The organism is Microbacterium sp. Soil_C_42 (assembly GCF_057656735.1).
In genome coordinates, this window is record NZ_JBDGJU010000016.1 from 32,877 (window position 1) to 50,375 (window position 17,499).

19 protein-coding genes are annotated in these 17,499 nt (G+C 69.2%); 10 read left to right on the plus strand and 9 right to left on the minus strand.

Annotated elements, in window-relative coordinates:
• Nucleotides 1–31 precede the first annotated feature (31 nt).
• The 6 genes from AC3A46_RS11330 to AC3A46_RS11355 are packed head-to-tail and all read right to left on the minus strand — an operon-like array spanning nucleotide 32 to nucleotide 4,544.
• On the minus strand, nucleotides 32–772 hold the full coding sequence (locus AC3A46_RS11330) for an urease accessory protein UreD (RefSeq protein WP_487665264.1): 741 nt from the start codon (nucleotides 770–772) through the stop codon (nucleotides 32–34).
• The gene (gene ureG / locus AC3A46_RS11335) at nucleotides 769–1,530 is read right to left on the minus strand and encodes an urease accessory protein UreG (RefSeq protein WP_487665265.1); all 762 of its coding nucleotides are present in this window, start codon (nucleotides 1,528–1,530) and stop codon (nucleotides 769–771) included. The genes AC3A46_RS11330 and ureG overlap by 4 nt, the downstream gene beginning before the upstream one ends.
• The gene (locus AC3A46_RS11340; protein ID WP_487665266.1) at nucleotides 1,523–2,197 is read right to left on the minus strand and encodes an urease accessory protein UreF; all 675 of its coding nucleotides are present in this window, start codon (nucleotides 2,195–2,197) and stop codon (nucleotides 1,523–1,525) included. The genes ureG and AC3A46_RS11340 overlap by 8 nt, the downstream gene beginning before the upstream one ends.
• Nucleotides 2,197–3,900, minus strand: coding sequence for an urease subunit alpha (locus AC3A46_RS11345; protein WP_487665267.1), 1,704 nt, complete (start codon nucleotides 3,898–3,900; stop codon nucleotides 2,197–2,199). The genes AC3A46_RS11340 and AC3A46_RS11345 overlap by 1 nt, the downstream gene beginning before the upstream one ends.
• The gene (ureB, locus tag AC3A46_RS11350) at nucleotides 3,900–4,232 is read right to left on the minus strand and encodes an urease subunit beta (RefSeq protein WP_487665268.1); all 333 of its coding nucleotides are present in this window, start codon (nucleotides 4,230–4,232) and stop codon (nucleotides 3,900–3,902) included. The genes AC3A46_RS11345 and ureB overlap by 1 nt, the downstream gene beginning before the upstream one ends.
• A 9-nt stretch (nucleotides 4,233–4,241) precedes the next feature.
• A complete protein-coding gene (locus AC3A46_RS11355) occupies nucleotides 4,242–4,544 on the minus strand; it encodes an urease subunit gamma (protein ID WP_056365015.1) in 303 nt (100 codons plus the stop codon).
• Nucleotides 4,545–4,818: 274 nt separating this feature from the next.
• On the opposite strand from AC3A46_RS11355, the gene urtA reads away from it, so the two are divergent.
• The 8 genes from urtA to AC3A46_RS11395 all read left to right on the plus strand — a co-directional run bounded on the left by urtA (nucleotide 4,819) and on the right by AC3A46_RS11395 (nucleotide 12,672).
• Entirely contained in the window at nucleotides 4,819–6,120 is a 1,302-nt protein-coding gene (gene urtA, locus AC3A46_RS11360; RefSeq protein ID WP_487665269.1) for an urea ABC transporter substrate-binding protein, read from the plus strand.
• A 103-nt stretch (nucleotides 6,121–6,223) separates the two neighbouring features.
• On the plus strand, nucleotides 6,224–7,108 hold the full coding sequence (urtB, locus tag AC3A46_RS11365; RefSeq protein WP_487665270.1) for an urea ABC transporter permease subunit UrtB: 885 nt from the start codon (nucleotides 6,224–6,226) through the stop codon (nucleotides 7,106–7,108).
• Nucleotides 7,105–8,241: an urea ABC transporter permease subunit UrtC gene (gene urtC, locus AC3A46_RS11370; protein WP_487665271.1), complete on the plus strand. Its 1,137-nt coding sequence runs from the start codon at nucleotides 7,105–7,107 to the stop codon at nucleotides 8,239–8,241. Before urtB ends, urtC begins: the two co-directional genes overlap by 4 nt.
• Nucleotides 8,238–9,059, plus strand: a complete 822-nt coding sequence (locus AC3A46_RS11375; RefSeq protein ID WP_487665272.1) for an ATP-binding cassette domain-containing protein — start codon at nucleotides 8,238–8,240, stop codon at nucleotides 9,057–9,059. Before urtC ends, AC3A46_RS11375 begins: the two co-directional genes overlap by 4 nt.
• Nucleotides 9,059–9,739, plus strand: a complete 681-nt coding sequence (urtE, locus tag AC3A46_RS11380) for an urea ABC transporter ATP-binding subunit UrtE (protein ID WP_487665273.1) — start codon at nucleotides 9,059–9,061, stop codon at nucleotides 9,737–9,739. Before AC3A46_RS11375 ends, urtE begins: the two co-directional genes overlap by 1 nt.
• A gap of 46 nt (nucleotides 9,740–9,785) precedes the next feature.
• A complete protein-coding gene (locus AC3A46_RS11385) occupies nucleotides 9,786–11,519 on the plus strand; it encodes a purine-cytosine permease family protein (protein ID WP_487665274.1) in 1,734 nt (577 codons plus the stop codon).
• Nucleotides 11,519–12,082 (plus strand): TetR/AcrR family transcriptional regulator, encoded by a 564-nt coding sequence (locus tag AC3A46_RS11390; protein WP_487665275.1) that lies wholly within the window; start codon nucleotides 11,519–11,521, stop codon nucleotides 12,080–12,082. The genes AC3A46_RS11385 and AC3A46_RS11390 overlap by 1 nt, the downstream gene beginning before the upstream one ends.
• Nucleotides 12,082–12,672 (plus strand): TetR/AcrR family transcriptional regulator, encoded by a 591-nt coding sequence (locus tag AC3A46_RS11395; RefSeq protein WP_487665276.1) that lies wholly within the window; start codon nucleotides 12,082–12,084, stop codon nucleotides 12,670–12,672. The genes AC3A46_RS11390 and AC3A46_RS11395 overlap by 1 nt, the downstream gene beginning before the upstream one ends.
• A 100-nt stretch (nucleotides 12,673–12,772) precedes the next feature.
• Here the strand turns inward: AC3A46_RS11395 and AC3A46_RS11400 are convergent, their stop codons facing one another.
• Nucleotides 12,773–14,068: a serine/threonine-protein kinase gene (locus AC3A46_RS11400; protein WP_487665277.1), complete on the minus strand. Its 1,296-nt coding sequence runs from the start codon at nucleotides 14,066–14,068 to the stop codon at nucleotides 12,773–12,775.
• Between the two features lie 122 nt (nucleotides 14,069–14,190).
• Here AC3A46_RS11400 and AC3A46_RS11405 point away from each other — a divergent pair, with 122 nt between their 5' ends.
• Nucleotides 14,191–15,864 carry an alkaline phosphatase D family protein gene (locus AC3A46_RS11405; protein WP_487665278.1) on the plus strand — a complete coding sequence of 558 codons (1,674 nt, stop codon included), beginning with the start codon at nucleotides 14,191–14,193 and terminating at the stop codon, nucleotides 15,862–15,864.
• A 302-nt stretch (nucleotides 15,865–16,166) separates the two neighbouring features.
• The gene (locus AC3A46_RS11410; RefSeq protein WP_487665279.1) at nucleotides 16,167–16,439 is read left to right on the plus strand and encodes a hypothetical protein; all 273 of its coding nucleotides are present in this window, start codon (nucleotides 16,167–16,169) and stop codon (nucleotides 16,437–16,439) included.
• Between the two features lie 255 nt (nucleotides 16,440–16,694).
• On the opposite strand, the gene AC3A46_RS11415 is transcribed toward AC3A46_RS11410, so the two are convergent.
• Nucleotides 16,695–17,009 (minus strand): DUF2461 family protein, encoded by a 315-nt coding sequence (locus AC3A46_RS11415; RefSeq protein WP_487665280.1) that lies wholly within the window; start codon nucleotides 17,007–17,009, stop codon nucleotides 16,695–16,697.
• Between the two features lie 12 nt (nucleotides 17,010–17,021).
• Nucleotides 17,022–17,489 carry a cyclophilin-like fold protein gene (locus AC3A46_RS11420; RefSeq protein WP_487665281.1) on the minus strand — a complete coding sequence of 156 codons (468 nt, stop codon included), beginning with the start codon at nucleotides 17,487–17,489 and terminating at the stop codon, nucleotides 17,022–17,024.
• Nucleotides 17,490–17,499: the final 10 nt, after the last annotated feature.

Sequence of the window (17,499 nt, forward strand, 5' to 3'; positions counted from 1 at the left end):
CGCTCCCGAGCGTGCCGATTCCTTCGTGTTCTCAACCGACATGCACAGGCTCCCGGTCGAGCTGGGCGGCGTCGAGGAGGACGCCGCCCAGCGGGCTGTCGTGCGCAGACTCGCCGAGGTAGCGCAGCACCGTTCCTGCTCGGTCGAGCTCGAGGCGGGTCACGCCGGGGACGTCGGCGACAGGCGGTTGGGCGCCGACGGAGATGATGCTGTCCATGACCCGGTTCGCTCCGAGGATGCCGGGCATGGGGGAATCGCCGCGCACCTCGAGGGCTTCGCGCACGATGGGGCCCCGCGCGTCCGAGACCTCCGTGTCTGCCGTGAGCCGGCCGCCGCGCTCCCCGGTGCGGCCGAGGACGAGGGTCTCGCGCAGGAGCGCCGACGCATCGCGGCCGAGCGTGATGCTCAGCGACCGCGTGAGGGAACCGGCATCCGTGATCACGGTCGGAAGACCGTCCCAGGCGAGCTGCGCACCAGGCCCGACCTCGACGCGGGCGTGCCACTGCGACGCGTCGCCGGTCTCGCCCGGGCGCCCGTAGACGACGAGTCCGCCGATGTCGACGAGGCGGAGAGCGCAGCTCTCGCCGACGGTGATCCGAATTCGCACGTCGTCGCCGGGGAGGAGCATCGCGCGCCCGGCGACCAGCGCCACCTCGACCGATCTCCCGTGCCGCCGCACGAGGCGTGGCACCACGAGCTCGCCCTCCAGCAGACAGGACACCCCCTCCCCGCGGGGCGAGATGTCGACGACGGTGGGGATCGCGGGGGTCACGGGTGCACGTGATCGGCGTGGCTGTGCGCGTGCGGCGCGTCGCCGTCCCCGTGGGTGTGAAGGAAGCCCGTGCCGTCCTCATCGGCGTGGAAGTGGGGTGCCATGGGGCCCGGGTCCTGCGGGATGTGCGAGCCGGCGCGGTGCGCGTCCAGCACGGAGAGCACCCACGCGCGCAGCGCGGCCACCGACGGGGCGTCGGTGCGCGACAGGGCGAGCACGGGCCGGTCGTCGCGTGCTGCGGTGGCATCGGCGACCATCTGCGGGACGTCCACGCCGACATAGGGGGCGAGGTCGGTCTTGTTGACGACCAGGAGGTCCGCGCGGCCGATGCCGGGTCCGCCCTTGCGGGCGACGTCGCCGCCGCCGGCGACGTCGAGCACGAAGATCTGCGCATCGACGAGGGCGGGCGAGAACGTGGCGGTGAGGTTGTCGCCGCCGGACTCGATCACGACCATGTCGAGGGGCGCGAAGGCGCGCTCGAGGTCTTCGGCGGCCAGCAGGTTGGCCGTGACGTCGTCGCGGATCGCGGTGTGCGGGCACGCGCCGGTCTCGACGGCGATGATGCGCTCGGGCTCGAGAACGCCCGCCGACCGGAGGAAGCGGGCGTCCTCATCGGTGTAGATGTCGTTGGTGATGACGCCGATGCGGATCTCGTCGGCGAGGGCACGGCAGATCGTCGCGATGAGCGATGACTTGCCGGTGCCGACGGGACCGGCGACGCCGAGGCGCAGAGCACGGGATGCGGCGGATTCAGGCACGGAAGAGCCTCCTGTTGGATCGCGCGTGGGCTTCGGCCCACGCTTCGGATTGTGGTGCGGTGAGTGCGGGGATGTCGGCGGGGTCGGTGATCGCGGCGATCGCGCCGAGGCGACCCTCGACGCTGCCGCACAGTTCGACGACGAGCGACACGAGCTCGAGCGGATCGCGCGGCTCGAGCTTGAGCACGGCGGCAGCCGCGGCCTGCATGTCTTCGTAGACGACGAGTCGCGCGAGCTCGAGCGGCGCGATGTCGAGCCCGGCTGCGATGACGCCGAGCACGCAGGGGCGCGGCGGCGGGGTCGGACGCTGCCGCCAGGAGGCGATGGCCTCGTCGCCCGGGAGCAGCATGCCGCCGACCCGGAGGTATCCGCGTGCCAGCAGCCGTGCGGCCTCGCGCTGCGCCTTGCTCGGAGTGCGGGCGGACCACGCGGCCTCGACTGCGTCCAGATCGCCGCCCGCGAGGCGGGCGTGGCGCGCGGCGACCGCGGTGCCGGCCTCGACGAGGGTGGTGGTCGCCGCCCTGCCGTGCAGGAACGCACCGAGGTGCGCAGCATCCACCCCCGCCATCACCGCGGGCTCGACCCCCGCCGAGTGCGCGTGACCGCCCGAGGGCAGTCGCGCGTCGGCCAGCAGCAGGGCGGCGGTGGAGGCGGAGAGAGGCGGCATCAGAACAGCTGGTAGAGCTGGGCCAGGGGCAGGCGTGCAGCGGGCGCAGGCTCCACGCGCTCTCCGTCGATCGAGATGTCGAACGTGTCGGGCCGGATGTCGATGCGGGGGAGCGCGTCGTTGTTGCGCATGTTGGCCTTGCCGACCGCGCGCGTCGAGGCCAGGGGCAGCAAGCGGCGGGTGAGTCCCAGCCGCGCTTCGAGGCCCGCGTCCAGCGCCGCGGGCGCGACGAACGAGACGGAGAGCGAACCGCCGATCGCGTCCGCGAACGAAGGGCGCATCAGCACCGGCTGGGGCGTCGGGATCGACGCGTTCGGGTCGCCGAGCGCCGCCCACACCAGTCCGCCGCCCTTGATGACGACGCTCGGGCGGAACCCGAAGAAGCGCGGATCCCACAGCACCAGGTCGGCGAGCTTGCCTACCTCGACAGAGCCGACCTCGCCGTCGATCCCGTGCGCGATCGCGGGGTTGACGGTGTACTTCGCGACGTATCTGCGGGCGCGCTCATTATCGGCGGGAAGGCTCCCGCCCAGCGACCCGCGCCGGGCCTTCATGACGTGCGCGACCTGCCACGTGCGCGTGATCACCTCGCCGATCCGGCCCATGGCCTGCGCGTCGGAGGACGTGATCGAGATCGCCCCCATGTCGTGGAGGATGTCCTCCGCAGCGATCGTGGTGGCACGGATGCGCGACTCCGCGAACGCGAGGTCCTCGGGCACCCCCGGATTGAGGTGGTGGCAGACCATCAGCATGTCGAGGTGCTCGGCGACGGTGTTCACGGTGTGCGGCAGGGTCGGGTTCGTCGACCCGGGGATGACGTACGGCAGGCTCGCGATCGACAGGATGTCGGGCGCATGGCCGCCTCCCGCCCCTTCGACATGGAAGGCATGGATGCTGCGTCCCGCCATGGCCGCGATGCTCGACTCGACGAAGCCGGCCTCGTTGAGGGAGTCGCTGTGCAGGGCGACCTGCAGTCCCCACTCCTCGGCGGCGCGCAGGCTCGCGTCGATCGCCGCGGGCGTGGACCCCCAGTCCTCGTGCACCTTGTACCCGGCCGCGCCGGCGAGGGCCTGTTCCTCGAAGGCCGCGGCCGACACGGTGTTCCCCTTGCCGAGCAGCAGCACGTTCACGGGCAGCCGGTCGAGGGAGCGGTGCATCTGCTCGAGGTGCCAGGCGCCGGGGGTGACCGTCGTCGCCTTCGAGCCTTCGGACGGTCCCGTGCCGCCGCCCACGATCGTCGTGATGCCGGTCGCGAGGGCCTCGTGGATCTGCGAGGGGGAGAGCAGGTGCACGTGGGAGTCGATGGCGCCCGCGGTGAGGATCTTGCCTTCGCCGGAGATCACGTCGGTGGACGGGCCGATGACGAGCCGCGGGTCGACCCCGTCGGCGATGTCGGGGTTGCCGGCGCGGCCGATGCCCACGATGCGCCCGTCACGGATGCCGACATCCGCGCGGACCACGCCCCACCAGTCGAGGATCACGGCGTTGGTGATGACGGTGTCGAGCGCGCCGTCAGCGCGCGAGACGGTGCTCTGCGCCATGGATTCGCGGATCGACTTCCCGCCGCCGAAGACGGCCTCTTCGCCGCCGACGGTGAGATCCTCCTCCAGCTCGATCCACAGGTCGGTGTCACCGAGCCGGATCTGATCTCCCGCGGTCGGCCCATAGATGCGGGCGTACCGCTCCCGGTCGACGCGCACCATCAGCCGACCTCTGTCGAGCGGATCTGGATGCCGGGAACGCGCCGGTGTCCGCGCAGCGTCACCGCGGCGACGCGCTTCGAGACGCCGGGCTCGAATCGCTCGGACGTGCCCGAGGGGATGTCCAGCCGGAATCCGGCGGCCGCGGCGCGATCGAACTCGAGCGCGGCGTTCACGTCGGCAAGGTGGATGTGCGAGCCGATCTGCACGGGCCGATCGCCGGTGTTGAGGATGACGAGCTCGAGCCGCTCCACGTCGGTGCGGTCCGCGTTGAGCTCGATCCATCCGGGGCGGACCCGGATGGCGCCCGGTCCGGAGGCGGATCCTGATGCCATTGCTGCTCCTCAGTCGATCGGGTGGTGGAGGGTGACGAGCTTGCGCCCGTCGGGGAACGTCGCCTCGACCTGTACGTCGGCGAGCATGTCGGCGACGCCGTCCATCACGTCGTCCCGGCTCAGCACGGTGCGGCCCTCGGCCATCAGCTGAGCCACCTCCGCGCCGTCGCGGGCGCGCTCGATAACCCAGGTGGACAGCAGCGCGACCGCCTCGGGATGGTTCAGCTTGACGCCGCGCTCCCTGCGATCTCGCGCCACCATGCCCGCGACAGCGAGCAGCAGCTTCTCCGTGTCGGCGGGTGACAGGTGCATGGGTGCTCCCTCCTCGTGGATGCGTGTCAGAAGTCTGCCATCGCGCTGGAGCGCCGAGATTCTTTCGCGCGCGCGTAGACAGCGTCAAACCCTGAAAAATCAACGGATTCGGCCACCTCGCACGCCGCATCTTTTACATCCTCGACATATGAGAGCAATGGCAATGTAATGCCGTGACTCCATCGTGGGACCACCCGCAGCGCCCGTGCGCTCGGCTTACCCGCACCGCATCACACCTGACACGCACCGCATCACCCCCGAAACGGAGCACAGCATGATCACCACCCACAGGAAGCGCCTCCGGGCGATCCTGGCCACGGGCGCGCTCGTCACGAGCGCCGCCCTGGTCCTGTCCGGCTGCGGCAGCCGCGCCGGCGACGCAGCCCCGAGCGAGTCGGCCGCGTCCGCCGAGAGCTGCGTGGACACGTCCGGCGACACCATCAAGCTCGGCTTCCTCAACTCCCTCACCGGGGGCATGGCGATCTCCGAGAAGACGGTGTCCAACGTGCTGCACATGGCCGCCGACGAGATCAACGCCGACGGCGGCATCCTCGGCAAGCAGATCGAGTACATCCAGGAGGACGGTGCCACCGACTGGCCCACCTTCGCGGAGAAGACCGAGAAGCTGCTCACGCAGGACTGCGTCGCCGCGATCTTCGGCGGCTGGACCTCCTCGTCGCGCAAGGCCGTCAAGCCGGTCGTCGAGGAGCACAACGGACTGTTCTTCTACCCCGTGCAGTACGAGGGCCTCGAGGCGTCGCCCAACATCTACTACACCGGCGCGACGACCAACCAGCAGATCATCCCGGCGATGGACTTCCTCGCCTCGCAGGGCGTGAAGACGCTGTTCCTCGCGGGCTCCGACTACGTCTTCCCGCGCACCGCGAACGCGATCATCAAGCTGTACGCCGAGGAGCTCGGCATCGAGATCGTCGGCGAGGAGTACGTGCCGCTCGACAAGGACGACTGGACCACCCAGGTGGCGAAGATCGCCGCGGCGAAGCCGGACTTCATCTTCAACACGATCAACGGCTCGTCGAACGTCGGCTTCATCAAGGCCTACTACGACGCCGGCCTCACGCCGGAGACGACCCCGATCATCTCGGTGTCGATCGCCGAGGAGGAAGCCCCCGCGATGGGGCACGAGGTCACGGGCAACTACGCGTCGTGGAACTACTTCCAGTCGCTCGACACCCCGAACAACCCGGCATTCATCGAGGCGTGGAAGGCCTACCCGGGATCGAGCGGCGTGACCAGCGACCCGATGGAGGCCGCCTACATCTCGCTCCACCTCTACAAGGCCCTCGTCGAGGCCGCCGGTTCGTTCGACGTCGACGCGATCAACGCCGCCGCGGTGGACAACGAGATCACCGTCGACGCGCCGGAGGGCGTCGTCACCCTCGACGGCGAGAACCACCACATCTCGAAGCCGGGCCACATCGGCAGGATCAACGCCGACAACCAGTTCGACATCGTCTGGGCCTCCGACGAGTTCATCGAGCCGGACCCGTACCTCGAGGAGTACGACTGGTTCCCCGAGAACGTCCGCAAGTCGCTCGTGGCTGCCGCCGGCTGATTCTCGCAGCGGATGCTGAGGCCCCGTGCCGCACGCACGGCACGGGGCCTCAGCATCCATCCCCCGTCCACACACCCATTCGCACAGAAGGGAGTGACCTCGCATGGATGCACTCATCCCCCCGCTGCTGAACGGCAGCGCCGTGGGTGCGCTGCTGCTGCTGGCAGCGCTCGGGCTCACGCTCATCTTCGGTCAGATGGGGGTGATCAACATGGCGCTCGGCGAGTTCATCATGGTCGGCGCCTTCGTCACCTATCTGACCCAACTGGTCGTGCCCTCCAGCGACATCTCGATCCCTCTCGCGCTGCCTGCGGCGTTCCTCGTGGCCGGCCTTCTCGGGCTGCTGCTCGAAGTGAGCATCATCCAGTGGATGTATCGCCGACCGCTCGACACCCTGCTGGCGACGGTCGGCGTCTCGCTGATCCTGCAGCAGGTCGCCCTCCAGATCTTCCCGGCCCAGGGTGTCCCCGTGGAGAACCCGGGGTGGCTTCAGGGCCAGATCGACGTGTTCGGATACGCGTGGCCGCTCCGCCAGGCATTCACGATCGCCCTTGCCGGTGTGTGCGTGGGCGCGCTCGCCGCCTGGCTCAAGTACACGTCGTTCGGTCGCCGCATCCGGGCCACCGTGCAGAACCGTGACCTCGCAGAGACCGTCGGCGTGCGCACCCGCAACGTCGACCGGATCACGTTCTTCGTCGGGTCCGGCCTCGCCGGGGTCGCCGGCGTCGCCGCATCCCTGATCGGTGGCACGAACTCCCAGATGGGGGTCCAATACATCATCCCGGCCTTCCTGGTCGTGGTCGCCGGCGGGATCGGCCAGATCAAGGGCACGGTCATCGCCGCATGGGTGATCGGCGTCGCGATGGCCTTCTTCGCGGACTGGACGAGCGGCAGCCTCGCGCAGGTGCTCGCCTTCGTCCTCGTCGTGATCTTCCTGCAGCTGCGCCCGCAGGGGCTCTTCACCGTCCGCACGAGGGGGCTCGCATGACCGAGTTGACGAAGATCGATCTCGCGAGCCCCGATCTCGCGAAGCCCGTGACGCGCAATCGCAGCCCGTGGCTGTCGCTCATCGGTATCGCCGTGTTCGCGGTGCTCCTCCTGGTGGTCGCCCCGTCCGTGCTCTCCATGCACTGGATCAACAACCTGGGCAAGTACGCCGCGTGGGCGATCGTCGCGGTGGGCATCGGGCTGGCGTGGGGCCGAGGCGGCATGCTCGTCATGGGGCAGGGCGTCTTCTTCGCGCTCGGCGCCTACTCGATGGCGATGCACATGACGCTCGAGACCGCGGGGCCCGACGCGACGCCGACGTTCATGATCCTCTACGACCCGCTGGCTGCCGTCCCCGCGTTCTGGGAGCCGTTCCGCAGCGAGCTGTTCACGGTCCTGGCGATCGTGCTCCTGCCGGTCATCGTCGCAGGGGTTCTCGGCTTCGCGCTGTTCAAGCGCCGCGTGAAGGGCGCGTACTTCGCCATCCTGACCCAGGCGCTCGCCGTCGCGCTGGCGGTGCTCGTCAGCTCGACGATCCGTGAGACCGGCGGCGACACCGGGCTGAGCGATTTCAAGTACTTCTTCGGCTACGTCCTCAACGACGATGCGAACAAGCTCATGATCTACATGATCACGGTGGGCCTGCTGATCGTGTGCATGCTGGTGGCGTGGCAGCTCTCCCGCAGCCGGTTCGGCGAGCTCCTGCTCGCAACGCGTGATGCGGAGGACCGCGTGCGCTTCCTCGGGTACGACCCGGCCAACATCAAGCTCGTCGCCTTCGTCATCGCCGCGGTGATGGCGAGCATCGGCGGGGCGATGTTCGTGCCCCTCGTCGGCATCATCACCCCGCAGGAGATCGGCGCGTCCGCGTCGATCCTCTTCATCGCCGGCGTGGCCCTCGGCGGGCGCGCCTCGCTCTTCGGCCCGGTGCTCGGGGCGATGGCTATCGGCTGGGGGCAGTCCAGCCTCGCGTCGAGCTGGCCCGAAGGGTGGATCTACATCCTCGGACTGCTGTTCATCGTGGTGACCCTGTTCCTCCCGAACGGGCTCGCCTCGCTCTTCAGCAGGATGTGGACTGCCGTGCGGAGCACCGCAGGCAGGCGCACCAAGGCCGAAAGGGGGCTGGAAGCATGAGCGGGACCGACGCGACGCCGTCCCTTGCCGACGCGGGGGAGTCGCAGACTCCCGATGCCGAGACCTCCGTGAAGGTCACGAATCTCACGGTGACCTTCGACGCGTTCACGGCCGTGAGCGACGTGAGCCTGCTCATGCTGAAGGGACAGGTGCACTTCCTGATCGGGCCGAACGGCGCCGGCAAGACCACGCTCGTCGACGCGCTGACCGGGCTCGTCCCGGCCACGGGCACAGCGATGTACGACGGCATGGACCTGCTGTCCATGAAGACGAACAAGATCATCCGGGCGGGTGTCGGGCGCACGTTCCAGACCGCGACCGTCTTCGACGAGCTCTCGGTGCTGCAGAATCTCGACATCGCAGGCGGGGTTCACCGCAAGGCGTGGCGGCTGCCGCTCACGCGTCGTGGCGTGCCCTCGTACGTCGAGGAGGCGCTCGAGACGATCGGGCTGACCGCCCTGCGCGACAAGCCGGCAGGAACGCTCGCGCACGGCCAGAAGCAATGGCTCGAGATCGGCATGCTTCTCGTGCAGGACGCGAAGGTGATGTTCCTCGATGAGCCCGTCGCCGGCATGAACGCTGACGAACGCGACGAGACCGGGCAGCTGCTGCGCCGCATCGGCGACGAGCGCACGATCATCGTCATCGAGCACGACATGGACTTCGTCCGCAACTACGCGGAGTGGGTCACCGTCATGCACATGGGCAAGCTCCTCACGGCCGGGACGGTCGAACAGGTGCAGGCCGACAAGCGGGTGCAGGAGGTCTACCTCGGGTCGGCCGCGGACGCCGCCGTCGAGGGGAAGGGCGATCACTGATGCTCGAGATCAAGGGAGTCACCGCCGGGTACGGGCGCACCAAGGTGCTGCACGACGTCACCGTGGACATCCCCACCGCTCAGGCGGTGTCTGTCATGGGCCACAACGGCGCGGGCAAGACCACCCTGCTGCGCGTGGCCACGGGACTGATTCCCGTGATGAGCGGTCAGGTTCTGATCGACGGCGAGGACGTCACACGGATGCCGCCGTCCAAGCGCGTGCAGCGTGGACTGGGCTACGTCCCCCAGGGACAGCAGTCGTTCCCGCAGATGACGACGCTCGAGAACCTGCAGCTGGTCGCGAAGCGGCAGTCCGACATCGACGAGGTCTTCGATCTCTTCCCGGTGCTGAAGGAGCTGCTGGGACGGCGTGCCGGACTGCTCTCGGGCGGGCAGCGCCAGCAGCTCGCGATTGCCCGCACGCTGCTGACGAAGCCGAAGCTCCTCGTGCTCGATGAGCCCACCGAAGGCATCCAGCCGAACATCGTCGCCGACATCGAGCGCGTCATCATCGACCTCACCCGCCGCGGCGACCTCTCGGTGCTGCTCGTCGAGCAGCACGTCGGCTTCGCGCTGAGGTCCACGAACACGTTCTACGTGCTGCAGTCCGGCCGGATCACGATCACCGGCCAAGGAGGAGCCGCCGCCATCGACACCGTGCGTGACGCGATGGCGATCTGAATCAGATCGATCCTCCGCGGCAACGCGCACGAAACACGCCTCCGGCATGATCCAGACAGTGGAAGCGCTGGAGGTGAGTGTGCATGCGCTGGGCGTGAGAGCCGGCGCGCGGGGCGGGGACGCACGCTCTGCTGCCGAAGACAGCCTCGAGGACTACGCGTTCCGCTACGTGCCGCGCTCGTTCCGCCGCTGGAGCGCCCTCTCCGTCGGCGGCACCGCGCTCGGTTCCATCGCCTTCCTGGCGGACTTCTCGATCGGCGCCAGCGTCGGCCTCGAGCACGGCACGACGAACGCCGTGCTCGGCATCCTGCTCGCCTCCGTCATCATCTTCGTGGTCGGGTTCCCCGTCGCGTACTACGCGGCGCGGTACAACCTGGACCTCGACCTCATCGCCCGCGGCTCGGGCTTCGGGTACCACGGTTCGATCATCACGACGGTGGTGTTCGCGGGCTTCACGTGCATCTTCTTCGCGCTCGAAGGCGCGATCATGGCCCAGGGCCTGGAAGTCGCGGTGGGGATCCCGCTGCCGGTCGGCTACGTGATCTCGACGGTGGTCGTGATCCCGATCGTGGTCTACGGCATGCGGGCGCTCGAGCGGCTGCAGTTCTGGACCACGCCTCTCTGGCTCGCGCTCGCCCTCCTGCCGCTCATCTGGGTCGTGTTCACCCAGCCCGATGCGGTGACCGAGTTCATCGGGTTCGAGGGCGCCTCCGACGGCACGGTGAGCTTCAGCGCCGTCGTCGCGAGCGCCGCGGTGTGCTTCGCGCTGACTCCGCAGCTCGCCGAGCAGATCGACTACATCCGGGTCATGCCGCCCCGCAGGGCTGCGAACTCGCGATCGTGGTGGGCGGCGTTCGTCTTCAGTGGCCCCGGGTGGGTGATCTTCAGCGGGACGAAGCAGGTGATCGGGCTGTTCCTCGCCGTCTACCTCGTGACGAAAGTCGACCCGGCGCTCACCGATCGCGCCGCCGAGCCGGTCAAGCAGTTCCTCGGCATGTACCAGTCCCTGGTGCCGGACTGGCTCGCGCTCGCGCTGGTCCTGCTCCTCATCGTCGTCGCCCAGGTCAAGATCAACGTGACGAACGCGTACTCCGGCTCGCTCGCCTGGTCGAACGTCTACACCCGAGTGAAGAAGCGCTACCCCGGCCGCACCGTCTTCGTGATCTTCAACCTCGCGATCGCGCTCTCGCTCATGCTGATGGATGTGTTCAGCCTCATCTCCTTCGTGCTGAGCCTCTACGCGAACGTCGTCATGGCATGGTTCGTCACGATCTCGGCCGACATCGTGATCAACAAGCATCTGCTGCGGCTCTCCCCGCTCTTCCCGGAGTTCCGCCGCGGAATGCTCCACAACTGGAACCCGGTCGGCCCCGTCTCGGTGGGCCTGGCCTCGCTGCTCTCGCTGCTGTGCTTCGCCGGCGCGTTCGGGCCGGCGATGCAGCCCTTCTCCGTGCTCATCGCGATCGGCGTCGCCGTCGTCGTCACGCCGCTCATGGCGATCGCGACCCGTGGGCGCTACTACCTGCGACGGGCATCGGACGGCATCCCGAGCCCGATCCTCGACAGCGACGGCAATCCGTCTGGGGAGCGGCTGCGCTGCCATGTCACGGGCTACACGTTCGAGCGGCCGGATATGCTGGCCTCGGCCGAGTCAGGACCACGCGGCGAGCTGCAGTTCGTCTCGTCCCTGGCGCTGACGCTCGATGACTCCGACCGGTACGTCCTCCCGGCTGAGCCGGCCACCACGCTCCATCCAGACGGGCGGGGAAGGATGCTGTGATGGACGAGATCGTCGACACCCCGTCTGCGATCCTCGCGAGCGCGGCCCTGCTGCTGCGGCAGCGCACCTTCGAAGACGTCTCCTACCTCGAGCTCGCCGAGGCCACCGGGGTCTCCGAGCGCACGATCTACCGTCGATTTCCCACGAGGTCGCACCTCCTCGAGGCCCTTGCGCGCTGGATCGAGGCAGAGCACTTCCCGGTCCCGGAGTTCCACACGGCGACGGAGTTCCGCGACGCGGTGCGGGCACGCCTGCGCGCCTACGACGCCGAGCCGGCGTTCGCCTTCGTCGCCGCCCGCGGGGGTGCGCTCTCTCCGACCGCGGACGACCCCGCCGCGCCGATCACAGAGGCGATCGTCTCGATGATCGACGCCGTGGCGCCGGGCTTGAACCGTCGCGACGCGCGGCGGGCCGCAGCATCCCTCCGCTATTTCGTCTCGCCGATGTTCTGGGCGCGGATGCGGACCGGATTCGACATGAGCGCCGACGAGACGTTCGCGGTGTTCGATCTCGCCCTGCGGCGGGTGCTGCCCGCCGCGACCGAGGCGAATCGGGCGGCGTGATGGCGGCGCCTCCATCGGCGTCTCAGGTCTCGGGGACGCAGGCGGCGATCCTCGCCGCCTACGTCGAGCTCATCGAGGAGGTCGGCACCGACGACGTCTCGTTCCGACTCATCGCGCTGCGCGCGGGCGTCGGCGAGCGCACCGTCTTCCGCTACTACCCGACGCGCGTCGACCTTCTGCTCGCGACGTCGGCGTGGATCGAGCGCACGATCTTCACGCGCGCGGAGTCGGAGTCGATCTTCGACGTGCCGATCGCGATACGCGAGGCGATGGAGGCCTACGACCGCCGGCCCGAGCTGGCGCACGTCGTCGCCGAGACGGCGATGCGGGGTGTGAACGGCGCCGACCCGGCACCCCATCGCGAGGACTTCGACGGGATGCTGCGCCGCGAGGTGCCGTCGCTGGGCGACGACGATCGCCGGGCCGTCGTGGCGGCGCTGTGCCACCTCGACTCGTCGGCGACCTGGGTGACGATGCGGCGCGAACTCGGGATGAGCGGCCGCGACATCGCCGACGCCGCGACCTGGGCCGCGGAAGCGATCCTGGACCCGGTCCGCGATCTCGGCGGGTCTCAGGGGACGCGACCGTAAGCGGGGCCCTGGGGCGGACCGGCGGTCGATGCCCGCGCGGACCGAGGTGCTTCCTGCCGTTGAAGGCCTGGCCGACCGTCGCACGGTCTCGGCGTGGCGATCAGTCGTCTTCGTCCTCCCGCTGCTCTTCCCTGAGCCGCTTCTCCTCCTCCTGGGCCTGCTTGCGCTGCTCCCGCTCAGCCTCCTTGCGCTCCTCCTCGGTCACGCCCGAGTCTTCGCCGCCCCCGGTCCCGGTGTTCACCTCGGCGGGCGGGGAGTCGGACGGGTCAGGCGCTGCAGGGGTCGTCACCACAGGCGCCGGCGCGGGTTGCGGCTGATTGAGCGCCGCGATACCGGCGACTGCTCCGACGACAACGGCAATGCTCGCCAGCACCCCCGCAAGTGTGACCATCAGGCGCTTGCGTCGGGCCTTGCTCCCGGCTGCGTCCGGCGCGAGTGCCGCCGCGTCTGCTCCCCCGGACGCGGCAGCGATGGCCCCGCCGGCCGGAGCGATCAGCGTCGGCGCCGTGAACGCAACGGTGGCCCCGGTCGTCGCGGCGAACGTCCCGGCAGCGGGAGTGCGCTGCGCGAGGTTGCCGGCCGCCGCCGCGACCTCGGCGGCGGTCGGTCGTTGCGAAGGATCGGGCTGCAGCATCCGCGTCAGCAGTTCGATCCAGGGCTCATCCAGGGAGGCGGGGATCTCGGGCGGGCTCTCGAGGCGAGTCACCGCGGCAGCCATGCCGCCACCCTGCGGGTGCACCCGTTCGCCGGTGAGCGCTTCGAGGAACACGAGACCCAGCGAGTAGATGTCGGCCGCGGGCGTGGGCGGGTCACCGTGGAGCTGCTCGGGGGCCAGGTAGGCCACCGTTCCGATCACCAGCCCCGGCGAGGTGATCCTCGACGTGTCGAGCAGGTAGGCGATGCCGAAGTCGGCGAGCTTCGCCCGCGGGCGTGCGCCCGGGATCTGCGGCGGGCTCAGCAGCACGTTGGAGGGTTTGATGTCGCGGTGCACGACGCCGGCCTTGTGGACGACGTGCAGGGCCTCCGCGAGCTCGGCGCCGAGGTGGCCGACGATGTGCGGCGGCAGCGCTCCGCCCGAGGCCAGCCGATCACCGAGGGTCGGACCGTCGACGAACTCCATGGCGAGGTACTCGGGCTGGCCGGGCACGAGGCTGGCATCGAAGAGTGTGACAAGCGACGGGTGGTTCAGCGAAGCGAGCACCGTCATCTCGCTGCGCGCGCGCTCCGACGAAGCGCCGTCGATACCGGGCCGGATGAGCTTGATCGCCACCGTGCGGCCCAGCAGGACGTCCTCCGCGCGATAGACGCGGGCCATGCCGCCTTCGCCCACGAGATCGCCGAGCCGGTAGCGGCCGTCGAGCAGCGGCGCCGTGCCGTCGGCGTTCGCTTCTGCCATCGGTTCCTCCTCGCCGCGGCCAAGCCCGCGACAGCCCTTACGACGCTACCCGCTGCGCGCGTCCCGCGCGGTCGACGCAGTCACCTCTGGCCGCTGTGGTGCGACCGCGGTAGAACGGGTTCATGGGATCGCCGCTGGTGTTGGGGCCGATGCTGCGCTACGTCGATGAGACGTCTGCCGCCATCTGGGTGGAGACGCGAGCCGAATGCCTGGTGAGCGTCCGGGCCGAGGGGCGATCGTGGCAGGCCCGCAGCTTCGCCGTGCACGGCCACCACTACGCGCTCGTCGACGTCGACAGGCTCGAGCCCGGCAGCGTCTCGCCGTACGAGATCGAGATCGACGGGGTCTCGGTCTGGCCGGAGCCCGGATCTGCGTATCCGCCATCCGTGATCGCCACACGCACGCCCGGGCAACCGTCGCGGATCGCCTACGGGTCGTGCCGCACCAGCGTCCCGCACGACCGGTCAGGCAACCGAACCCATGGCGTCGACTCGCTGCGCTCCTTTGCGCTCGCGGTGGCCGACGGCCGCGTGGACCGACCGGACCTGCTGCTCTTCCTCGGCGACCAGGTGTACGCCGATTCCACCACGAAGGAGATGCAGGCATTCATCCGCAGCCGCCGCGACATCCGCGAGGAACCGGGCAAGGAGCTCAAAGACTTCGAAGAATACGCCCATCTGTACCAACTGGCGTGGTCGGACGATGCGAATCGGTGGCTGCTCTCCTGCGTGCCGAGCGCGATGATCTTCGATGACCACGACATCCGCGATGACTGGAACGCCTCGCTCGACTGGAAGCGGAAGATGGAGGCCACCAGCTGGTGGCACGAGCGCATCGTCGCCGGCTTGGCGTCGTACTGGGTCTACCAGCACCTCGGCAACTTGTCTCCCCGGGAGCGCGCCGCTGACGAGATGTGGCAGCAGGTCATCGGGCGGCGCCACGACGCTCCTTCTCCCGACCTGAGCGCCGCGCTGGACGAGTTCGCTGACCGGTGCGACAAGGACCCCGACAGCTATCGCTGGAGCTACTCCCGAGACTTCGATGGAACGCGGCTGATCGTCCTGGATTCACGCGTCTCGAGAGATCTCACTCCGTCGGCTCGGGGGCTGCTCGACGGTCAGGAGCTCGCCTGGTTCGACCACCAGATGCAGGGCGGATTCCGCCACGTGCTGATCGCCACCTCGCTCCCGTTCCTTCTGCCGCTGGGCCTGCACCATGTCGAGGCATGGGATGAGGCGATCGCGCAGGGCGCTTGGGGTCGACCGGTCGCGTGGGTCGGGGAAAGGCTGCGGCAGGCCTTCGACCTGGAGCACTGGGCGGCGTTCCAGAACAGCTTCCAGGCGGTTGCGGAGATTGCGACGGAGCTCGCGGACGGCATCCGCGGCCCGTCGCCGCTGACGGTGACCTTCCTCTCGGGTGACGTGCACTACTCGTACCTGGCCGAGGTCGAGCGTCAGGGCGGCAGCCGCATCCTGCAGGCAGTCTGCTCCCCTGTTCGAAATCCCCTGCCCCGCTTCCTGCGTTGGTTCTCCGTGGCGATGTCGTACGGCGCAGCGACGCCGCTGGGCGCTGCAGCCGCGCATTCCGCAAAGGTTCCGGACCCGCCTTTCCGCTGGAAGACGGTGAAAGGTCCGTGGTTCGACAACAACCTCGCGCTGCTGCAGGAAGGACCCGATGGACTCACGATGACATGGCACACCGGGGTGGTCGAGGACGGGGACGAACGGCATCCTCGTCTCGAAGAGGTGGCAGCCATCACGGTGCCGGCGAAGAGGGACTCCAGAGCTTCGTCCTGAGCGGCCGCGGACGGTTCGGCTCGGGTGTGCGGGGCCTCGAACTCGTCGAGCGTCCGCGAGAACCTCTGGGGAGCGGAAAAGTCGGCACTCGCCTCTTGAGAGTGCCGAATCGGCTTCTTATCCTTGAAGTGACCACATTCCGGCGGGAGTGCTCGCGTTCGTACGTCCGGGGTTCTGGGAGTCCGTCCTGCGGGCTGTCGCACGGTGACGTGCGTGCTGCGGACGTGACGTGCGGGCGCTTCCTGCTGGTTGATCCAGATCGGAGGCGAACGATGTCAGAAGAACCGAACCCTCGATTCGACATGCGCAGGGTCACCTCTATCAAATGGCTGATCGAGGACCTCTCTCTGCCCGAGAGCCACCCTGAACGGGTGGTGGCACACGTCTATGAGGTTGACGACCTGGAATACGACGTCGTGTGGCTGCGCGACCTCGGGCTTGCGGAGCACTTCATGTGCCCCTCCGACGTCCTCGACGCGGTCATCGACAGGGTCAGCGTCCCGCGGCGGCGCGCTGCGCGGCGCCCGATTCCGATCCCGCACCTGCCGCCGGTCCGGGAGCGCATCCCCGCCTGAGGCCCGCGGACTGTCCGGTCGTGCCGGCCGCTGTCATCGAGGGCGACGGTGAGGATGCCGCAGTGGCACGTGCTCAGAAGCGCTGTCAACCCCCGACGGCAGGCGGGTGTGGTCGGTGAGAGTGGAACCGTCCGCATCATGGAGGTACCGACATGGCCAGATCAGGCGCGATCGCAGCGAGCAGCTGGGACGAACACGACCACTCCCTGCGTGATCAGGCCGACGATCTCGAAGATGACTTGCGCGCCGAAATGATCAGGTCGGGTCTGATCGCGGATTGGTGATGTCCGACAGGGGCGATCGGCGGGCCCGCCGTGACGGCTGGCCGGCCTCGAGCAGTTCGGCGCCGAGGGCCTCGGTCAGCCAGGCGCACCAGGTCGAGACGGTGCGCCAGTCGTCGGCGATGATGTCGTACGCGTCGGGCGTCCACATCCAGTCGGCGGGAGGCTCGCGCCTGCCGACCGCGAGCCGCTTGAGCTGCAACAGCTCAATACGCGGGTGGTCGGCTCGGTAGCCGCGAGGCGCGGTCTTGAGGGCGTCGTCGCGGAGCAGAGCGGATGCCGAGGGCAATAGTCGGCCGACTCAGTCAGGCGTGCGTGTGCCGGCCGGGGCCGCCACGAACTCGACCGGGCAGCTCCGCACGCAACTGCCGAGATCGTCCAGCCCCTCCTCCACATGGCCGAGGAGCACGAGGCCGGAGTCGGGGACTGCCGAGCCTTCCGTGAGGAAGACCACGATGCTCTGCTCTGCCGCGACGTAGGCGACGTCACCGGCACGGTACTCGTGGACCGCGTCGGCGCCGGTGGCCGCGAGGGGCTCCGGCAACTGCGCGAACACGGCCGTGCCCATCCGGTCGTCGAACATCAGGGCGTCGGGAAGATCCACGATCGACTGTGCGGCGACGCCGGAGCCGGAGATCGCGACGGCTGCCGGCTGCGTGACCGTCTGGCCGCCGTGCGCGAGGACGGGGGCCGTCAGGAGCAGGAGGGCGGCGGCGACGCTGTTGAGAAGACGTTGCGGCGCCAGGCGGAGAACCGAGAGCTGTGGCATGCCACCAGTG